The 19,358-nt window shown below is 44.2% G+C and carries 18 protein-coding genes; 10 read left to right on the forward strand and 8 right to left on the reverse strand.

The window, feature by feature from the left end:
* The first annotated feature begins 23 nt into the window (after positions 1-23).
* Both ACX0G7_RS15270 and ACX0G7_RS15275 read left to right on the forward strand, forming a co-directional pair.
* On the forward strand, positions 24-869 hold the full coding sequence (locus ACX0G7_RS15270; protein WP_458924365.1) for a helix-turn-helix domain-containing protein: 846 nt from the start codon (positions 24-26) through the stop codon (positions 867-869).
* A gap of 199 nt (positions 870-1,068) precedes the next feature.
* A complete protein-coding gene (locus ACX0G7_RS15275; RefSeq protein ID WP_458924366.1) occupies positions 1,069-1,455 on the forward strand; it encodes a VOC family protein in 387 nt (128 codons plus the stop codon).
* 83 nt (positions 1,456-1,538) lie between these two features.
* On the opposite strand, the gene ACX0G7_RS15280 is transcribed toward ACX0G7_RS15275, so the two are convergent.
* Both ACX0G7_RS15280 and ACX0G7_RS15285 read right to left on the reverse strand, forming a co-directional pair.
* Positions 1,539-2,855 carry an amidohydrolase family protein gene (locus ACX0G7_RS15280; protein WP_458924367.1) on the reverse strand — a complete coding sequence of 439 codons (1,317 nt, stop codon included), beginning with the start codon at positions 2,853-2,855 and terminating at the stop codon, positions 1,539-1,541.
* Positions 2,856-2,937: 82 nt separating this feature from the next.
* Positions 2,938-6,096, reverse strand: a complete 3,159-nt coding sequence (locus ACX0G7_RS15285) for an amidohydrolase family protein (RefSeq protein ID WP_458924368.1) — start codon at positions 6,094-6,096, stop codon at positions 2,938-2,940.
* A gap of 96 nt (positions 6,097-6,192) precedes the next feature.
* On the opposite strand from ACX0G7_RS15285, the gene deoC reads away from it, so the two are divergent.
* Together deoC and ACX0G7_RS15295 are read left to right on the forward strand one after the other, a co-directional pair.
* On the forward strand, positions 6,193-6,864 hold the full coding sequence (gene deoC, locus ACX0G7_RS15290) for a deoxyribose-phosphate aldolase (RefSeq protein WP_458924369.1): 672 nt from the start codon (positions 6,193-6,195) through the stop codon (positions 6,862-6,864).
* Positions 6,865-7,054: 190 nt separating this feature from the next.
* Positions 7,055-7,498, forward strand: coding sequence for an SPOR domain-containing protein (locus tag ACX0G7_RS15295; protein WP_458924370.1), 444 nt, complete (start codon positions 7,055-7,057; stop codon positions 7,496-7,498).
* On the opposite strand, the gene ACX0G7_RS15300 is transcribed toward ACX0G7_RS15295, so the two are convergent.
* A complete protein-coding gene (locus ACX0G7_RS15300; RefSeq protein ID WP_458924371.1) occupies positions 7,495-7,620 on the reverse strand; it encodes a hypothetical protein in 126 nt (41 codons plus the stop codon). The two genes, ACX0G7_RS15295 and ACX0G7_RS15300, sit on opposite strands and share 4 nt — an antisense overlap.
* Positions 7,621-7,674: 54 nt before the next feature.
* Here ACX0G7_RS15300 and ACX0G7_RS15305 point away from each other — a divergent pair, with 54 nt between their 5' ends.
* Positions 7,675-8,856, forward strand: coding sequence for a M20 metallopeptidase family protein (locus ACX0G7_RS15305; protein WP_458924372.1), 1,182 nt, complete (start codon positions 7,675-7,677; stop codon positions 8,854-8,856).
* A gap of 193 nt (positions 8,857-9,049) precedes the next feature.
* On the forward strand, positions 9,050-10,621 hold the full coding sequence (locus tag ACX0G7_RS15310) for a CotH kinase family protein (RefSeq protein ID WP_458924373.1): 1,572 nt from the start codon (positions 9,050-9,052) through the stop codon (positions 10,619-10,621).
* Positions 10,622-10,657: 36 nt separating this feature from the next.
* On the opposite strand, the gene ACX0G7_RS15315 is transcribed toward ACX0G7_RS15310, so the two are convergent.
* The 5 genes from ACX0G7_RS15315 to ACX0G7_RS15335 form a co-directional block, all read right to left on the reverse strand.
* The gene (locus tag ACX0G7_RS15315) at positions 10,658-11,074 is read right to left on the reverse strand and encodes a hypothetical protein (protein WP_458924374.1); all 417 of its coding nucleotides are present in this window, start codon (positions 11,072-11,074) and stop codon (positions 10,658-10,660) included.
* A 236-nt stretch (positions 11,075-11,310) separates the two neighbouring features.
* The gene (locus tag ACX0G7_RS15320) at positions 11,311-12,042 is read right to left on the reverse strand and encodes a hypothetical protein (RefSeq protein WP_458924375.1); all 732 of its coding nucleotides are present in this window, start codon (positions 12,040-12,042) and stop codon (positions 11,311-11,313) included.
* Positions 12,043-12,059: 17 nt separating this feature from the next.
* Positions 12,060-12,431 (reverse strand): GntR family transcriptional regulator, encoded by a 372-nt coding sequence (locus tag ACX0G7_RS15325; protein WP_458924376.1) that lies wholly within the window; start codon positions 12,429-12,431, stop codon positions 12,060-12,062.
* Between the two features lie 20 nt (positions 12,432-12,451).
* On the reverse strand, positions 12,452-13,306 hold the full coding sequence (locus tag ACX0G7_RS15330) for a hypothetical protein (protein WP_458924377.1): 855 nt from the start codon (positions 13,304-13,306) through the stop codon (positions 12,452-12,454).
* Positions 13,307-13,315: 9 nt separating this feature from the next.
* Positions 13,316-14,149, reverse strand: a complete 834-nt coding sequence (locus ACX0G7_RS15335) for an ABC transporter ATP-binding protein (RefSeq protein WP_458924378.1) — start codon at positions 14,147-14,149, stop codon at positions 13,316-13,318.
* A gap of 204 nt (positions 14,150-14,353) precedes the next feature.
* Between ACX0G7_RS15335 and ACX0G7_RS15340 the strand changes: the two genes are divergently transcribed.
* From ACX0G7_RS15340 to sucD, 4 genes are all read left to right on the forward strand, one after another.
* On the forward strand, positions 14,354-16,696 hold the full coding sequence (locus ACX0G7_RS15340) for an NADP-dependent malic enzyme (protein WP_458924379.1): 2,343 nt from the start codon (positions 14,354-14,356) through the stop codon (positions 16,694-16,696).
* A gap of 85 nt (positions 16,697-16,781) precedes the next feature.
* On the forward strand, positions 16,782-17,519 hold the full coding sequence (locus tag ACX0G7_RS15345; protein ID WP_458924380.1) for an MlaE family ABC transporter permease: 738 nt from the start codon (positions 16,782-16,784) through the stop codon (positions 17,517-17,519).
* Entirely contained in the window at positions 17,519-18,328 is an 810-nt protein-coding gene (locus ACX0G7_RS15350; protein ID WP_458924381.1) for an ABC transporter ATP-binding protein, read from the forward strand. The genes ACX0G7_RS15345 and ACX0G7_RS15350 overlap by 1 nt, the downstream gene beginning before the upstream one ends.
* Positions 18,329-18,370: 42 nt before the next feature.
* Positions 18,371-19,243: a succinate--CoA ligase subunit alpha gene (gene sucD, locus ACX0G7_RS15355; protein WP_458924382.1), complete on the forward strand. Its 873-nt coding sequence runs from the start codon at positions 18,371-18,373 to the stop codon at positions 19,241-19,243.
* The last annotated feature ends 115 nt before the right edge of the window (positions 19,244-19,358 follow it).

Genomic DNA, 19,358 nt, shown 5'->3' on the forward strand with positions numbered 1-19,358 from the left:
TCGCCATTTAATTTCGTATATTAATGCCTCCGAACATCACTGTTATGCCTGAATTTAACTATTATACTGTCGATCCGGTACCCGAACTAAAACGTTATGTGCGGTGTTTCTGGGTGTTTGAAGGGAAAGGCATCGGCAGCCAGCCGTATGTTTACCGGTCGATGGCAGATGCCTGTGCAGAAATGGTCTTTCATTATACGACAAGGTGGGACGAAATTTCAGCAACTGATGAAGTATTGCCCGGCACAAACAACGTAGCGATCTTACAAAGTCCAACGGGCACCTATAAACGATTCGTCACCAGCTCCGACTTTGGCATTTTTGGCGCTTATCTTTATCCTTATGCAATTCCTGAATTATTTAAACTCTCATCACTGGAGCTACAAAACGAAATGCCGTCCATTGCTGATTGCCTGGGTAACGATGGTAATATGCTGCAGGAAAAAATGCTGGTGGCAGATGATAATCGTGAGCGTATCTCCATTCTTTCTTCATATCTCATCAAAAGATCCAGAATAAACCCGGAACCGGAATCATCCATACAAGCCTGTATCAAACACCTCATTCATACCAGGATCCAGTTACCGATAGAACAAACCGCAAGTATGTTCTGTGTTTCGCCAAGACAACTGGAAAGGAAATTCAAAACAATTACTGGTTTTGCACCCAAATCTTTCGCCCGGATCAGTCGCTTTCAACATGCGTTGCGAAGTTACGGGTCATCTTATAAAAGTCTGACCGAGATAGCATATGAATGCGGTTACTATGATCAATCCCATTTCATCCATGACTTCAAAAAGTTTTCCGGGTATGAGCCCGGCAGTTATTTTTCCGGCAAGGCAGAAGGCATAGAATACCGGGAAAGCTAAAACGACGAAGCTCCGGAAGCTTCAGATAACTATTGACAATACCTGATCACTCTGTAGAAATAAAGGGATGTCGGATTCGATCACTCTTTATGAAATAAAAGAATGTCGGATTTTTACAATTCACCGCAAGAGGTCACCGATATCTTTACACTCAGCAGGATTCAAATAATAGCTTCTGTTAAATCAAAAAAAAATTACAATGGACACAATCAAATTTCCAAAAGGTTACAACCGCGTAATGCCATATCTCATACTCGAAGATGCAAACGCTTTTCAGTCATTCATGCAGGATGTGTTCGGGGCAACAGAAAAAATGAAGGTGCTCCGGGATGATAAAACCATTATGCATGCTGAGCTGCAGGTTGGCGATGTGGTAATAATGTTTGCCCAATGCAGCAATGAATTCACCCCAACCCCCGGCGCTTTTTTTATTTATGTGAATGACGCAGATGCTGCATTTAACCATGCGATATCAAAAGGCGCCACCAAAATTCAGGATGTCACCGACCAGGACTATGGCAGATCCGGAGGCGTAAAAGATCCTAACGGAAACACCTGGTGGATCACTGCCGAGAGGTCCGCCTGACACATATAAATACAATGGCCCCGGATGCGCGAATGCACCGGGGCCAAAATTATAAAAAGGGTATTTATGTTATAAAAGGGTATTTATTTCAGGCCATACTTGTGTTTGTATTTTTCATAAAGTTGCTTCTGCTTATCTGACAGATCAACCTGGCGACCCTGAATAAAGGCGTCGGTTATGATATTTGTTTTCATATCCAGGATATCACCCTCACATACTATTATATTAGCCTGTTTTCCTTTTTCAATTGATCCGGCAATGGAATCTATTCCCAGGATCTTCGCAGGATTTAACGTTATCGCTGTCAGGGCCTCTTCTTTTGTTAAGCCATACGCAACGGCAGTTCCGGCATTGAAAGCAAGATTCCGGTAACGGGTGTTTCCGTCTTCATCATTGATTGCGAATAATACCCCGGCCTTCTGCAACATTGCAGGTGTTTTGTATGGTTGATCCACATCATCGTCGACCATAGTTGGCAGGCTGTGCAGTTGTTCCAGGATAACTGCTATGTTATGTTGTTTCAACAGATCAGCAATCAGGTAACTGTCCACACCACCAACAATCACTACATCAAACCCAAAATCTTTTACAAAGTCTACCGCGATCAACATCTCCTTTACAATATTGCAATGGATAAACAACTTTTGCTTTTTTGTGAAAAGGCCTCTAACCGATTCATATTTCAGGTTGGTAGCAGTATGTCCAGGAGCTTCAGCATAAGCTTTGGCTTCCTTAAAAAATGCTTTAACGGATTCTATTTCTTCCAGCGCTCTTTTAATAGGGTCACCGGCGGGCTGAGCAGCAGCAAAGTTGAAACCTCCGAAGCCGCCTCTGCCACCTCTCCTCGTGAGCAATGAAGGCATATTGAAGTGTACACCGTTATCAGTGGCAACGGCCGCATCTTCCCAGTTCCATGCATCTAACTGCACGACCGATGAAGTTCCCGAAATGACTCCGCCCAATGGCACCACGTTAGCCATCAGGATTCCGACATTCCGAAGCGTAAATGGAACTTTTGAATCCGTATTGTAAGCAACGATGGAACGAATGTTGGAATTCACTTCACCTATTTCGCGGCTATCATTTGTAGCCCTGATGCTTGGAACCTCAACTAGTCCCAGTTGGGAGTTAGACAGAATAAGGCCCGGGTAAAGATGCTTTCCCTTACAATCAATAACCTTAACATCCATAATAGCTGTTGATGGACGAACATCAACAATTTTTCCGCCTGAAATAACAACCATCCCATTTTCTATCACCTGGCCATTGCCAACGTGGACAATAGCGTTCGTGAGTGCAATAGTTTGCGTCTGTGCCGGCGCCGGGTATATCGACTCCTGCGCATGAGTAGCAGTGATCACCGACATACCCATTAATATTGAGAAAAGTATTTTTTTCATAATAATTACACTGTTTGATAAATTTCTAAACCGGTTAATTTCCTGCTTTGCAAAACTTCGTTGCGGGATAAGCCGAATGTGACTAGTCCTGGCTTCCCTGCTCTCCTGCCGCAGCACCTGATTCAAATTCATTCAGATTGTCGCCTTCAACCGCAAGTAGGCCATGATGATGATAGTGATCGCTGCAATTGAAGATCAGTTCATATCTTGGCCTTGCACGCTGGGTATTTGCCGGTGCACCACCAGCACCAGGCGTTCTTTTTACTGCTGCCATCTTCTGAATAAGCCTTGTTTTTTCTGCCTGCATTAGTTTGCGGAGTTCAGCATCTTTTTCGCGGTCGAAAAATACAGTCCCGTCAACAATAGTTTTTTCTGCCTTTGCATATATGCTCAATGGATGGTCGCTCCACAATACCAGGTCGGCGTCTTTTCCAACTTTGATACTGCCGGTCTGATTATCAACATGCAACATTTTCGCGGGGTTGATGGTAACCATCATCAGCGCATCCGTTTCGCTCATTCCGCCATATTTCACACTTTTTGCTGCTTCCTGGTTAAGACGGCGAGCCATCTCTGCATCATCTGAATTGATAGCTACATTCAATCCCATACGCTGCATGATACTTGCATTGTAAGGAATAGCATCAAGCACTTCGTTTTTATAGTTCCACCAGTCGCTGAAGGTAGACGCGCTGGCTCCATGTGCCTTCATCTTATCAGCCACTTTATAACCTTCAAGGATATGCGTAAACGTGTTCACCGGGAAATTAAATTTCTCTGTGACTTTCATGATAGCATTGATCTCGCTCTGTACATAGGAGTGACAGGTGATGAAACGTTTTTTGTTCATGATCTCAACCAACGCATCCAACTCCAGATCACGCCTTACTGGTGTGGCAGTGCCCGTGGCCTGTGCCCCGGTTGTTTTCTTTCCCGGTTTCGCCGTTGCTGCAGTAACTCCGGCTTTCATACATGCCTGGTAGTCCGAAGCCCTCTGGAAGGCATCCAGAAGCACTGATTCAACACCCATCCTGCTATCAGGAAAGCGATTGTTGCCCTGGGTAGCAGAAGAACGTTTTACGTTTTCGCCCAAAGCGAATTTGATAAATGGATCAGCTCCTTTGAATTTCAGCTCCTCATCATTCATTCCCCAACGTAATTTTATCAGCTGCGTTTGCCCGCCAATAGTATTGGCAGAGCCGTGAAGGATATGAGATGATGTAACACCACCACTCAACTGCCGGTAGATATTGATGTCTTCAGGATTAAGATTATCGCCGATGCGGACTTCAGAGGTTACAGACTGTCCGCCTTCATTAATGGAGTTTACCGCGATATGCGAGTGTTCATCGATGATACCTGCTGTAAGATGTTTGCCACTACCATCAATAACCCTTGCGCCTGCAGGGCTTATATTTTTACCTATCTGCGTGATCTTTCCTCCTTTAACCAATACATCTGTTGCATCCAGCTTTCCTTCTTTTTCGCTGGTCCAGACTGTCGCATTTTTTATCAGGATATTTTCCTGTTTTGCAACGGAGTCGGTTCCGTAAGCAAGAAACGGATAAGTCACCTTACCAAGGTTTAAAGGCTGTTTTGGCTTTGCACTGTCTGGTTTCGCAGCCGGAGCTTTTTCAAATGCAGCTGTCCAGGTGAAAGAATTGCCTGAACCATCACGACCCATACCACTCCAGGTATTTCCGTTTGATACTCCGCTCAGGATAGTTTCAGTGGCTCTTGGTCCGCGCCCGACAGGAAAACTCATCTTGACGAGTTTACCATCATAACTGTATTTACCGGTCATGGTGTCCTTTGCGATAAAGCTTGCAACACCACCATCCTTAAGCTCAACAGACATGGATTGTGGCGCAGGTCCGTTAATGGCCAGCTTGTAGGTTCCTTTTACATCGAACCAGCTCTCCCCTTTTACATTGAATTTATTTCCCTGGACCCAGTTATGAAGTATCACTGTCTTCTCATTAAATATTGGTCCGGATGTGATCAGGAAGTTGGCAAGTTTACCCGCATCCAGGCTACCCACTTTGTCATAAACTGATAGAAGTGTTGCCGGCGTTTTTGTGAGTGCATCAAATGCTTTGGCTTCGGTAAGACCGTATTCAATTGCTTTACGCAGGTTGGCCATGAATTCACCTACATTCGTCAGATCAGCCGTTGTGAGACAAAAATTGATATTGGCCTTTTCAAAAGCTGACGGATTGGTCGGAGCGAGTTCCCAATGTTTCATGTCGTCAAGTCCTACAAAACGTAATTCGTTAGGATCGTCAACATCCATCGCTACCGGGTAGTTTAGGGGGACTATATACGCAGCTTTAGTAGCGGCAATTTCATTTATACGTTGATATTCGTTTGTACCACCTTTGATGATATACTGCACACCAAACTCTTTGCCGATCCGGTCTGCACGCAGGTCCTGCCATTTATCGCCGGCCTCAAAGATTTGTGGCAAACCCTGTATATCATTCCAGGCTTTCATAGAAAGATTAACCCCTTCTGCACCTGGATTGCTCTTGTACCACTGTGCGTCAAGATAGCTCTGTCTCAGCAAAGCGATCACACCCATCAGGCTCGCCGGGTATGACTGGGCCGAGGTACCTTTTGAAAATGAATAATGAGCTGAAGCTTTTTCTTTCAGAATAACCAGGTTCTCTTTTGTATCATTTAAAGTTGCAATCACACCGGTACCCCGGGCGATACCATCTTTCTGATGGCTGAGTACCGTTCCAAAACCGATATCTCTCAGCGTCTTCGCCTTAGTATCATCCACCACAAATAGCTTTCCTCCTTCTACATCACTGCGGATCGCCTGGTTCCAGCCAAAAGCACCTTTCTGGTTGGAAACGATCTGCCCAGGTCCGCCAAATCCGAAATTGCCTCCACCCGCGCGTTGAGGAGTGGCAATTCCGTAGTCACTATAAATGTCAATGAAAGATGGGTATATATACTTTCCTTCACAGTCAATAACAACCGCATCTTTTGGAATGGTAAGGTTTGTGCCGGTTGCGACAATCTTACCTTCACGGATAATCATGGTACCCTTTGTAATAGTGGTTGCACCATCTTTTACAATAGTAGCATTAGTAAAGGCGTATGCACCATCTTTGGGATCAGCAATTCCATTAACAGGAAAAGTTGACTGTGCAAACAGGGAAGCGGGAACGGAAAGAATCATCCATAACAAGATGATCCATCTTCCCGGGGGAATCATAGAACACTTTCTCATACTGTTAGTTTTGTTAATATGTGGTTTAAGCTTGTAAATTAGTCAAATGGAGATATTCACAGTCATTTAAATTTGATTTCACGCACAAATAATCGAATGAAAATTAATTCATATATAGATCATACTATACTGAAGCCTACAACTACGATAGTTGAAATCAGGCAGTTATGCGATGAGGCACGTGAGCTTCAGTTTGCTGCTGTTTGCGTGCCACCGCCTTTGGTCAAAAATGCAGTCAAATTTCTTAACGGTTCCGGGGTCAGGACGGCAACTGTTATCGGGTTCCCTTTTGGTTACTCTAATGTACATGCGAAAAAAGCAGAGGTCGGCCAGGCCATAACGGACGGTGCCGATGAACTTGACATGGTGATAAACCTGGTGGCGCTTCGGAATAACGCCTGGTCATACCTTGAAGCAGAAGTAGCCACGGTGCTCGCCCAGGTTCGTGAAGCAGGAAAAATCCTGAAAGTGATTATCGAATCAGGAATACTGACCGATGCGGAAATCATCCGGTGTTGCGAGATATATGGTGCCGCCGGTGTGGACTTTGTGAAAACTTCTACGGGGTATGCTGAAAAGGGAGCCAGCGTTGAAGCGATCAGGCTGATGCGTGCGAATCTGCCAGCAGGGATACGTATTAAGGCTTCCGGGGGAATCAGGACCTTTTCATTTGCCAAAGAATTGATTGACTCAGGTGCTGACAGGCTGGGATGCAGTGCGAGCGTGGCCATAGTAAATGGCCAACCGCCAGAAAACGACGGGTATTAAAGGCCGTATGAAGACAATTTACCGGTTGAGCCATCTATAAGAGCTTATTTATACCACGGCTGAACCTTCCCGGGTAAGGACCAGATTAAAATTAACAAATTCCAGTTCTCTTTCTCCCATATAAACGGCAACTTTGAGAGAGATTGGTGAGCTTGCTTAGGCAAAACGATCTGGTCATAATTATAAAATCATGAAGACACCTGTATTCATTTTTGTTGGTCTCCTGTTCGTAGCTACCGGTAATGCGCAAACGGAAAAGCAGTCGGTAACGGTTAACAAAGATCCGCGGATAGATTTGCTGGTCAAAAAACAAGTGGAAGCAAATGAGATCCTGACCCGTGATGAGCGGCGTTCTGCAGCAGGATATCGGATACTTGTTATCAACACTCCTGACCGGGCCAAAGCTACCGAGGCTAAAATAAAAATGTACCAGGCCTTCCCGGAGCTGAAATCATATCTCTCCTTCCAGTCTCCCAAATTCCATTTGAAGGTGGGCAACTTCCGCGATCGCAGTGAAGCAGAGGTATATCTTGAAAACATCAAATTAAGTTTTCCTACTGGCGTCTATATTGTGCGTGATATTATTGAGGTAGATCCGGTGGCTCCCGCTGATTCAACCACGCAGCAACCCTAGGAACATCCCCACATTCCTCGCGCTTCATTGGTAAACACCTGGTCATAATCCGGAAAAACAGGTTCGGTGATTATCATACGCTGTTCAGTGATGATGCCATCAACCCTGTAGCAGTCGGACATGATGTTTTGATTGAAATACCTGTATCAAATGAATTCGATTTTGTAATTTTCCATATGTTATCGCAAAAGATCAGGCAACTTTCGTCATTATATTCAAAAGAATTCATTGAGGTAAGGCATCATTTACATGCGCACCCCGAGTTGAGCTATAAGGAATTTGAGACTTCTAAGTTTGTTCAGCAAAAACTTAAATCGTTTGGGATAGACTCCACCGTTATGGCAGAAACTGGTGTGGTAGGTATCATTGAAGGCAGAAATCCTTCGTCAAAGATCGTGGCTCTCCGCGCCGACATGGATGCTTTGCCGATCCAGGAGGAAAATGAGGTATCATATAAATCATTGAAACCAGGAATTATGCATGCCTGCGGGCATGATGTTCATACGAGTTGCTTATTGGGTGCCGCCCGGATCCTTAATGAGTTAAGAAATGAATGGGACGGAACAATCAAACTGATATTTCAACCCGGTGAAGAAAAAAATCCCGGTGGTGCAAGTATTATGATCAGGGAAGGTGTGCTTCAAAACCCGGAACCCGAGGCCATCTTCGGCTTACATGTTCATCCTGGTCTTCCGGTTGGGAAGTTCAGTTTCCGGGGTGGACAGGTAATGGCAAGTGCAGACGAAATTTATATCACCATCCGTGGCAAAGGGGGGCATGCGGCAGCACCACATCTTACCACAGACACCATATTGATCGCATCACAATTAATAGTAAACCTGCAACAGGTTATCAGCCGTAACCGTGATCCCTTTCAACCTTCGGTATTATCGATTACTTCTTTCCAGGGTGGCTATACTACTAATGTAATACCAAGTGAAGTAAAACTTATGGGCACATTCAGGGCACTCAACGAAGAATGGCGCTTCAAGGCACATGATATTATCAGAAAGATAAGTACGGAACTCGTCCAAAGCATGGGTGCCGAAATTGACCTTCATATCGATGTGGGATATCCAACGGTTTATAATAATGAATTATTAAATGAGAAAGCAAGAACGCTTGCAGAGGAATACATCGGTGCTGAAAATGTGGAAACTACCGAGATGCGTATGGGCGCCGAAGACTTTGGTTATTATTCTCAACTGATCCCAGGATGTTTCTATCGTCTCGGAGTGGGAAATGTTGCCAAAGGCATAAGCTCAGGGGTTCATACGCCCACTTTTAACATCGATGAGTCGGCCATTGAAAATGGGATCGGCATGATGGCCTGGCTGGGCTCAAATTATAAAAAATGAACTAAGGACTTCTATATCCCCCGCTATAATAATTTAAATCTATCTGCGTTTACAGTCCGGCATCACGTTTTTTGAGATTGGGCCAGGTGCAGTTTTTCTTAAACGCTTCCTGACTTCATTCAAAATTACTGATGCTTACCCGGGAGCACTAAGTGTTTTCCATCATTCCGTTTAATCCGTAAACCCTATTTGAATGTCAACTAGTTTGAGATCAAATCCTATGTGCCTGCACGTAGGCGCAAAAACCACCTTGTTTGCGTTGATATTATTAAGTGTTTCCTGTCGTAAAGAGGCTTACATAACTGATCAGAGTATCAGCCCCCAACAGGAAGTTATTCACGCCGGGGATCACCATGAGCTTCATCAATTTTTCTTTTCTCCAACACACAACCCTTCATACCTGACCGATACGATCTGGATGCAGGTTGATGGCGATATGATTACGGGGAGAACGCCTTACGGGATAAGCCGGAAGTCATTAATACCAAGTTTCGAAACAAAAGCCGCCAGTGTAGTAGTTAATGGCGTGAAACAGGAAAGCGGAAATACTGCACATGATTTCACGGAGCCTGTTACCTACCGCACTATTGGTTACAATGGCGCTCTGAAGGATTACAAGGTGAAACTGATAAATTTTACAGGTTTGCCTGTGATAAAGATTACAACAAAAAACGGTGCAGTCATCGATTCGAAAGACATCTACGTAGATGCTAATATCTCAATTGATGGCGCCGGAAGCTACGATGATTTTGCCGGTGAAATGAAAATCAAAGGCCGGGGCAACTACACCTGGACCTTGCCAAAGAAGCCATACAAAATGAAGTTTAATAATAAAGTGTCGTTGTTCGGAGAAGGTGAAGATAAAGAATGGGTACTTCTTGCCAATCAGGCCAACAAAAACCAGCTCAACACTTCCGCAGCATTTCTTCTGGGTGATCTGAGCCGACTCGACTGGACGCCTGACGCACATTTTGCCGAACTTTTTTTGAATGATGTGTACCAGGGTACATACCAGTTATGTGAGAGTGTCAAAGTGGGTGAAAACCGGGTTAATATTCCAAAGGATGGTTTCCTGCTGGAAGTTGACCAGGAAGAGAGAATGGAGGCGGGAGACGTTTTCTTCAAAACCGCACGTTTGCTTGTTAATATTAAAGAACCCGCAGTTGTTAAAGATGATCCTAAATACAATTTCGTTTCAGGTTTCGTCAATGCTGCTGAGAATGCATTGTACGGTCCGGATTTTAAAGATCCGGTCGTTGGCTACGCAAAGTACCTGGACGTTCCGAGCTTAATAGACTGGTACCTGATCAATGAAATAACAAAAAATCAGGATGCAGTCTTCTACTCGAGTTGCTATATGAATCTCACTCCAACAGGAAAGCTAAAAATGGGTCCAATATGGGACTTTGATTTCGCTTTCGGTCGAAATTCCGAGCGTGATCTTCATCTTCCGGAAGGTTTTTATGTCAGGGAATCCCGTTGGATTTCACGTTTATTCGAGGACCCCAATTTTGAAAAGCAGGTAGCACGACGTTTTGAACATTTTAAAGCCAACGAAGACGTCATACTGGGATTTCTCAGCGAAAGTTCCACAAAAATGACCTTCTCAACAATTGAAAATAATAAAAGATGGCAGATTTTCACGCCGGATGTCTCTTCGACCGGATTAGTTGTTAAACTATATCAAGATGACGTGCAGAAAATGAAGACCTGGTTCAAAGCCAGGATGACATGGCTGGATACAGCCTTTGCAGCAATGAAATAGTAGTACTTGCTTAGATCACTGCCAACAGGTAAAAGCTTATATCTTATCGATGTAAGCTTTTATTTTCTTACCCTGCATATGTTCAAAGGTAAGTACGAAGTGAAGGTTGCCCTCTTTGCCTTCAAGCGTCCCCGTGCCCTTGCTTTCCCTTCCGTCCGGAAAAGAAACAGAAAGTTCGTAAGCCGACTTTCCATCTTTCAGGGCCGCTTTCCATTTACAATCTTTCTTTAAGATAGTTGCCGTCAGGATGTTTTCACCGTTATCTTTGGTGATGACGATTTTGTTGCTACTAATGTCAATCGTAGCAGCATCATCTTCGTTGTCCACAACCTCGTCCTTCTCATTCAACATTTCCTGTTTAACAGTATGAAGAACAAATGATGAATCACATTGACCGAAGGCTACATTCATAGTAAGGAGCCAGGCAGAAATAATAATTACGAGCTTTTTCATTGACCTACATTTAATGATGATGATTGATAAGATCTGAACCCATTTGATTTAACAGGATCACGCAATTGCATGATGCCGTTCTGTGAGAGGGTTCGCCTCATTGAATCATTAGACTGATAAGCAAAGAAAAAGTTACAGTGGATTTTATTCAACTACTTACAAATCCATAAAATGATACCGAAGATGATAGGAATGATGATCATAAAATAAAGTTTAATGGTAAATGTGTATAATGATTATTGCGCTGTTGCTACAGCGGTAAGCTTCTTGAAATTTTGTCCGCTGACCTGGACGATGGAACTATCATCAGCTTTCACAACGAGATTTCTGATCTGGCCGGTTTGAAGATCACGAAGGATTGATTTCTCCAATTCAAAGCTCAGCGTATTGAAATTGATTTTATCGGACGAAAGCTCAATTTCGGAACCTTCCTTTGCGGTGACGAACACGTCACCAAAGTATCGATCAGTCTCATTTTCTGTGAATCGGTTTTTAAACGATAACCTGGATCGCAGAAGTGCTATCCGCGACTGGTTCCCCCTTGCCGAATCGCCATCACCAATCAATAAAAGGTTTGAATTTTCCGCCTCGATCCCCGTTACCTGCGGCAAATAAAGACTGATCTCCTGGTATATTTTAACCTTGTTTACCTGATCTTTTCCGGATGAAATTCCGTTAGCGCCGGTAACGATCAGTGTATCTCCGGAAACATAGTGTTTAAAAGAGGCAGGCATATTTTTCGCAACCTCAAGCCTAAAGCTTTCCGAAGCAATCACAGACACATTTTCCAGCCCGATCACTTTAATATATTTCGCCGGCCGGATCGTGATGCTATCCCTGTACTGACCCGGCTTGGTAACCAAGAATCCACCATTTTTATATTTTTGGGTAAGGGCAACATGTATGCCCGTCATCATCAGCAATGCTGCTATAAAAAGTCCGAGTAATATTTTATTGCTTGTTTTCATTTTTGCTCTTATAAGAGTTAAGCGAAATGTTGTTTTTTGAAAGTCTCAAATTTTGGTTTGAGTTCTTCGAGATCCATGTTCAACAGGTATAGATTCCTGAATATGGTTGGAAGATCTTTTTCAGTAAAAGCGTTTTTCCTGTAAACAGTGGCCTGGGCAACCGCATTAGCTGAAACAAAATATCCGATCCCGCGCTGGTTATGAATGATGTCCTGCTGTTGCAAAAATTCAAATGTGCGCATTACCGTGTTTGGGTTCACCTCAAGTTGCATGGCAAGCTCGCGCACGGATGGTATTCTTTCGTCCGGCTTCCATTCTTTCAACAAAATCTTTTCGCATACATAGTCTGCGATCTGGAGATATATAGCTTGTGACTCTCGGAATTGCATAGTAATTAATTTAGTCCTTGTTAAACTTCCTTTTCTTTAAAGCGGAAATACGTGGCAATCCAGAGTATGGGCGCCAGGGCAAACCTGTAGATGAATGACAAAATGTTGTTTACCCATTCCGGCAGGCTCACCACTTTGGCAGTTTCATAATTGCTGTCTGTGTAAACGCTGAAACTTGTAAGGCTGTTATAAATGCCACCGTCGGGCAACAGCGGATAAAGTACCTTACTCACAAACAGAGCAATGACCAACGCCGCAGCAGCCAGCGCGATGGTGGTCTTGATGAAACTGAATTTCGAAAAGTAGACAGAACCCAGTATATAGGCTGATTGAACTGCCAGGTATACAAAGATGAAATAATTAAACAGATTGGGGCCCTCTTTCGCTGAACCGGGATCGCCGGGGAAATTTCCAAAAACATTCACAACACCTGCAGGTTTTACAAGTGCCTCACCAAGGTTCTCGGAATTGCCTGCAATGCTGTTGCTGACGCTTACCATCGCAAAAGTAACCAGGTAGTATATCGATACATAAGCTATGAAAAAGAATACCACTCCATATAAAAGCCCGCAAGCCAGCTTTTCAAAGTGCGAGGCCGGGAAACTCAGGTAATTCATGGCTTTCGGGCCAGATGATAATTCTGCAAAGATCATGCTGCCAAAAAGAAATCCCAGGATAGATAGCCCAAAGAAAAATGTGGAGGCCTGGGTGTCAGTGCCAGCGCTATGATCGTCATCTATAAGTAATATGAAACTATACCAGAAAAACAGCATCCCGGCCATGGCCAACAGGCCAAGCAGGTATTTTTTTCTATTCTCGCTCCAGTGCTTGGAAACGAGCAAGGTGAATCTGTTGAATTCGAAAACCTGGTTCATAAATAAATATTATGCGTTAAAAACGGATTGGATTTTTGCCTGGTTTGTAATGATTGCTTTATATAACAGCTCAAGATCAATCTTCGATTCTTCTCCTTCTGTGTTTGCTGAAATGATAGCACTGCCACGCAAAGATGATTCATGATAAAAAGAATCATGAACTTCCGCAGGATCAAAAGAAATATGGAATGAAAGTTTGCGGGAAATGTTTTCGATGCTCTGATCAAACAAGATCTTTCCTTCATCAATGATGGTGATCCGATCAATCAGGTTCTCCAGGTCCTTAACCTGGTGCGTACTTATGATTATACATTTACTTTCGTTCAAAGCCCCTGCCATCACTTTCCTGAACTGGCTCTTACTCATGATGTCAAGGCCGTTGGTAGGTTCATCCATAAGCAAGACAGAAGTATTTGTTGCGAGCCCGAGGCTTATTAACACCTTTTTTTTCTGACCATAACTCATGTTTTGCAATGATCCTTCCAGCGGAATGTTAAACTCACCAATGTATTTGCGGAACTGCTCCTTATTGAACCTGGGATAAAACGGTGCATAGTGTTTCTCCAGGTCACTCAGCGGCACATCGGGCATATGAAATTCTTCAGGCACCATAAACACCTCCTGTAAAAAAGCCGGCGTTCTTTCACCCGGATCGAAACCCATCACCCTTATCTTTCCCTCCCTTGGGAACAACAGCCCGGCGATATTTCTAAGCAAGGTTGACTTGCCTGTACCATTTTTTCCGAGTAAACCATAAATAAATCCTGGTTCCAGCTCCAGGCTCAGGTCCTTGAAAACCGGTTTTTTCGGATACCCAAAATGTAAATGCTGAACTGAGATCATAACTTGGTGTTTTAGTGTACTACTTTAATAGTACACACAAACATAACACAGTTTTTTACTCTGTCAAAAGTTTTTTGAGATTTTTTCCGGTTTTCTCCGAAACCGAGGTTTTACACCCACCTAATCCACCTTCATTGAACGATACAAGTCATTCCAAATCACTTCAATAAAACAATCCTTAAATTGCACCACTATTCTATAACTATGCAAAAAGAACTCAGACGGGAACAGGCGCTCGAATACCATTCGAAGGGAAGGCCGGGGAAAATTGAGGTAGTGCCAACCAAGGATGCGAAAACCCAAAGGGATCTTTCACTGGCATACTCACCGGGCGTTGCAGAGCCATGTAAGGAGATTTACAAGAACGTAGACAATGTTTATAAATATACTGCGAAGGGGAACCTTGTGGCAGTTATCAGTAACGGCACCGCCGTGTTGGGTTTGGGAGATATCGGACCCGAAGCTTCAAAACCGGTCATGGAGGGGAAGGGTGTACTTTTCAAAATTTTTGCGGACATAGATGTTTTTGATATTGAGGTGAATGAAAAGGATCCTGAAAAGTTCGTGCAGATCGTGAAGGCGCTGGAACCCACTTTCGGGGGCATTAACCTGGAAGACATCAAGGCTCCTGAATGCTTTTATATAGAGCAAAAGTTGCGGGAAACGCTCAAGATACCCGTAATGCACGATGATCAGCACGGTACTGCAATCATCAGCAGCGCAGCATTGTTAAATGCACTGGAGCTGCAAAAGAAAAAAATAGATAAGGCGAGGTTCGTGATCAATGGAGCCGGGGCTGCTGCTATGGCCTGTGTTCAATTATATGTGTCACTCGGTGCCAGGTACGAGAATTTCATATTATTCGACAAGGACGGGGTGCTGCATGTGAACAGGACGGATCTGGATGAGACCAAGAAACTTTTTGCAGTAAGTGCCGACAACATCACGCTCAGCTCAGCCTTAAAAGATGCTGATGTATTTGTTGGTTTAAGCATTGGCAATGTCGTAACGCCTGAGATGGTAAAAAGTATGGCAAAGAGACCCATTGTGTTTGCAATGGCAAATCCTGACCCGGAAATTACATATGAAGCAGCCACCGCAGTCCGGTCAGATCTCATCATGGCAACGGGTCGCAGTGATTATCCTAACCAGGTGAACAATGTGCTTGGCTTTCCTTTTATTTTTCGCGGTGCGCTGGATGTAAGGGCCACCAAGATAAATGAAGAAATGAAACTTGCTGCGGTGAAGGCACTTGCCCTGCTCGCAAAAACGGCAGTTCCTGATATAGTGAACATTGCCTACAGTGAAGACAATATAGCTTTCGGGCCGACATATATTATTCCCAAGCCACTTGACCCGCGGTTGCTTTCAACGGTGTCGCCGGCCGTGGCAAGAGCCGCGATGGATTCCGGCGTTGCACAGACTGCCATTAAGGATTGGGATGCCTATGCCATTGAACTCAATAACAGGCTTGGACTTGATAACCAGGTAATGCGCCTGATGGGCAACCGGGCAAGACATGATCCAAAACGTATCGTGTTTGCTGAGGCTGATAATCTGAAAATTCTGAAAGCCGCCCAGATCGCCTATGATGAAGGGATAGCCCTGCCCATATTGTTGGGGGATGAGAAAAAGATAAGAGCGATCGCCGGCTCAAACAAGATTGATATCGAAGATATGCCGATCATCGATCCAAGAAGTGAAGAGGCCGAACCTTACCGTAAAGAATACGCTGAAATATTTTTCAGGAAGAGGCATCGTAAGGGGGTGAATAAATATGAATCATATAAAATGATGAAGGACCGTAACTATTACGGTTGTATGATGGTGGAAACCGGTGAGGCAGATGGTATGATCTCAGGATTGACGAGGAATTATGCGGAAACCATCAGGCCGGCTTTGCAGGTAATCGGCACGGAACCCGGCGTTAAAAAGATCGCCGGCATGTACCTTCTTCTCACCAAGAAAGGTCCACTGTTCATGGCAGATACTACGGTCAACTTCAATCCAACTGCGGAAGAGCTTGCAGACATTGTACTTATCGTGGCCAAAGAAATTAAAAACTTCAACCTTACGCCGAGGATAGCAATGCTGAGTTATTCAAATTTTGGAAGCAGTGACTCACCCGAAGCAAGATTGGTAGCCGAGGCAAGAAACATAGTAAAGAAGAAAAACCCGTCGCTGATCATAGATGGTGAAATGCAGGCCAGTATGCCCTTCAATAAAACGATCCTGAAAGATAATTATCCTTTCAGTGAATTGGTTGACCAGGATGTAAACACACTGATCTTTCCGAATCTTGCGGCTGGTAACGTGGCTTATAACCTGTTGAAAGAAGTTGGTGGCGCCGATGCAATAGGACCCATTCTGCTGGGATTGAAGAAACCGGTGCACGTTTTACAACTGGGTAGCTCCGTAAGAAGCATTTATAATATGACCCTTGTTTCGGTTATCGATGCCCAGCTTAAATGTAAGTCACACCCTATAGACAAGATAGGAAACAAAGATGCATGGAAGAAATTCAGAAAAGTAACAAAAGACATGTAACCGGCACCAGCGCTGCTTGCTGGCGCATAAGGGATTGCGGATTGGGACTTTAAACCTATCTTCACAACGAATTTAGAGCGAAGACATGACATTTTTTACAGAGCTGGGCCGTTACCTTTTAATGATCAAAGGAATGTTTTCCAAACCGGAAAACTGGAAGATGTACTGGAAAGAGTTTATGCACCAATGTTCAGAGATTGGCATTGGTTCGCTGGGTATCGTTGCCATCATTTCTGTATTTATCGGGGCAGTATCAGCACTTCAGACAGCCTACCAGCTTGTGAGCCCGCTGATTCCAAAATCAACCATTGCGCAGATCGTGCGTGACACTGTGATACTTGAATTCGCTCCCACCCTCGTTTGTATCGTACTTGCGGGAGTGGTTGGCAGCAAGATTGCATCAGAACTGGGAAACATGCGGGTTTCTGAGCAGATAGACGCACTCGAGATCATGGGAATAAATACCAAAACCTATCTTATTCTTCCAAAAATCCTTGCCGCCATGCTCACGATCCCGTTACTGGTGGTAATCTCTATGGGACTTGGAATCTGGGGCGGCAGACTTGCCAGCACTTTATCCGGAATCGTTGACATCAACGTGTTCGATAAAGGATTACTCGAAAACTTTCAGCCATATAACGTGTTTTTTGCCATCGTAAAAGGATACACTTTTGCTTACCTGATCTCCAGCATCCCAGCTTTTTATGGCTATCATGTGCAGGGTGGATCGCTAGAAATCGGCCGTGCAAGTACAAAGGCCGTGGTGGTGAGTTGCGTTGCCATACTTTTTGCGGATTATATTATCTCAGCATTGTTATTATAATGATAGAAGTAAAAAACATTAAGAAAGGATTTGGCGGGAAAACAGTGATCAATGATGTTAGTGCCGTAATGCAGACCGGCAAGTGTAACCTCATCATCGGGGCCAGCGGAAGCGGTAAAACCGTCTTGATGAAGTGTATGGTCGGCCTCTTTAAGCCAGACAGTGGCGATATCCTTTACGAGAATAAAAGCTTCACCCAAATGGAGCTGGAAGAAAAGAAAGAGGTGCGCAAACAGATAGGAATGCTGTTCCAGGGTTCCGCCTTGTTTGACAGTCAGACCGTGGAGCAGAATATTATGTTCCCCCTCGACATGTTTACAAAGGATCCCTACTCCAAAAAACTGAAACGTGTAAACGAAGTGCTGGCCAGGGTTGAGTTGAAAGACGTAAACAGGAAGTTTCCTGCTGAGCTTAGTGGCGGTATGAAAAAGCGTGTCGGGATCGCGCGTGCAATTGTATTGAATCCCCAGTATCTTTTTTGTGATGAACCGAACTCCGGCCTGGATCCCCAGACTTCATTGGTTATCGATAAACTCATCAAGGAAATTACTTCTGAATATAATATTACCACGGTCGTGAACACGCATGATATGAACAGCGTGATGGAAATCGGGGACAATATTATATATATGTACAAGGGCGATAAGGAATGGGAAGGTAACCGGGACGAGATTATTTTTAGTAAAAATGAACTGCTGAACGAGTTTATATTTGCTTCCGAGTTCCTGAAAGACGCCAAGGATATGCGAATGCTGGAAATGAGCGGGAAAATTGTGAATGACAGAAATATGAATGATCTGATTAAATAGATGTTGGATTCATTACTTTTGTCCGACTTTTAAAATTTTGATATGAGCATTTTAGTTAATAAACAGTCCAAAATTGTTGTGCAGGGCTTCACTGGTACAGAAGGTAGTTTCCATGCATCACAGATGATTGAATACGGGACTAACGTTGTGGGCGGAGTTACTCCTAATAAAGGAGGCACCTCGCATCTCGACAGACCGGTATTTAACACCGTTGCCGAAGCGGTTAAGGAAACAGGAGCCAATGTATCCATCATTTTTGTACCGCCGCCATTTGCAGCGGATGCAATCATGGAAGCTGCTGAAGCAGGAATCGGGCTGGTTGTTTGTATAACCGAAGGCATTCCTGTCCAGGACATGGTAAAAGTAAAATTATACCTGCAGGGACGGAAAACAAGATTAATCGGACCAAACTGCCCGGGCGTTATTACGGCCGATGAGTGCAAGGTTGGAATTATGCCGGGTTTTGTATTCAAAAAGGGTAAGATCGGTATCGTGTCAAAATCAGGTACACTTACATATGAAGCCAGCGACCAGGTTGCGAAGGCCGGTCTGGGAGTTTCAACAGCCGTTGGCATTGGTGGTGATCCGATCATCGGCACCACTACCCGCGAAGCATTGGAACTTTTCATGAACGACCCTGAAACGGAAGCCGTTGTAATGATCGGTGAGATCGGTGGTGGAATGGAAGCTGAAGCCGCCAGGTGGTATAAGGAAAATGCGAAAAAGCCGGTAGTCGGGTTTATTGCAGGTCAGACTGCTCCTCCGGGTCGCCGTATGGGCCACGCCGGTGCAATCATTGGCGGTGCAGAAGACACAGCCGAAGCGAAGATGAAAATCATGGCGGAATGCGGCATTACCGTAGTTCAAAGCCCTGCTGATATCGGTAAAACAATAGCAGAAGTTCTGAAGAAGTAATTCTTCCTTTAAATTGATAACAAGGCGGCCTTTGCGGGCTGCCTTTTTCATTTCAGGTACCTGGATGAGTGCTGAAATACCCACCCAAACGCTTTAACATACCGTTTTATGTAAA

Source organism: Flavitalea antarctica (assembly GCF_054461535.1).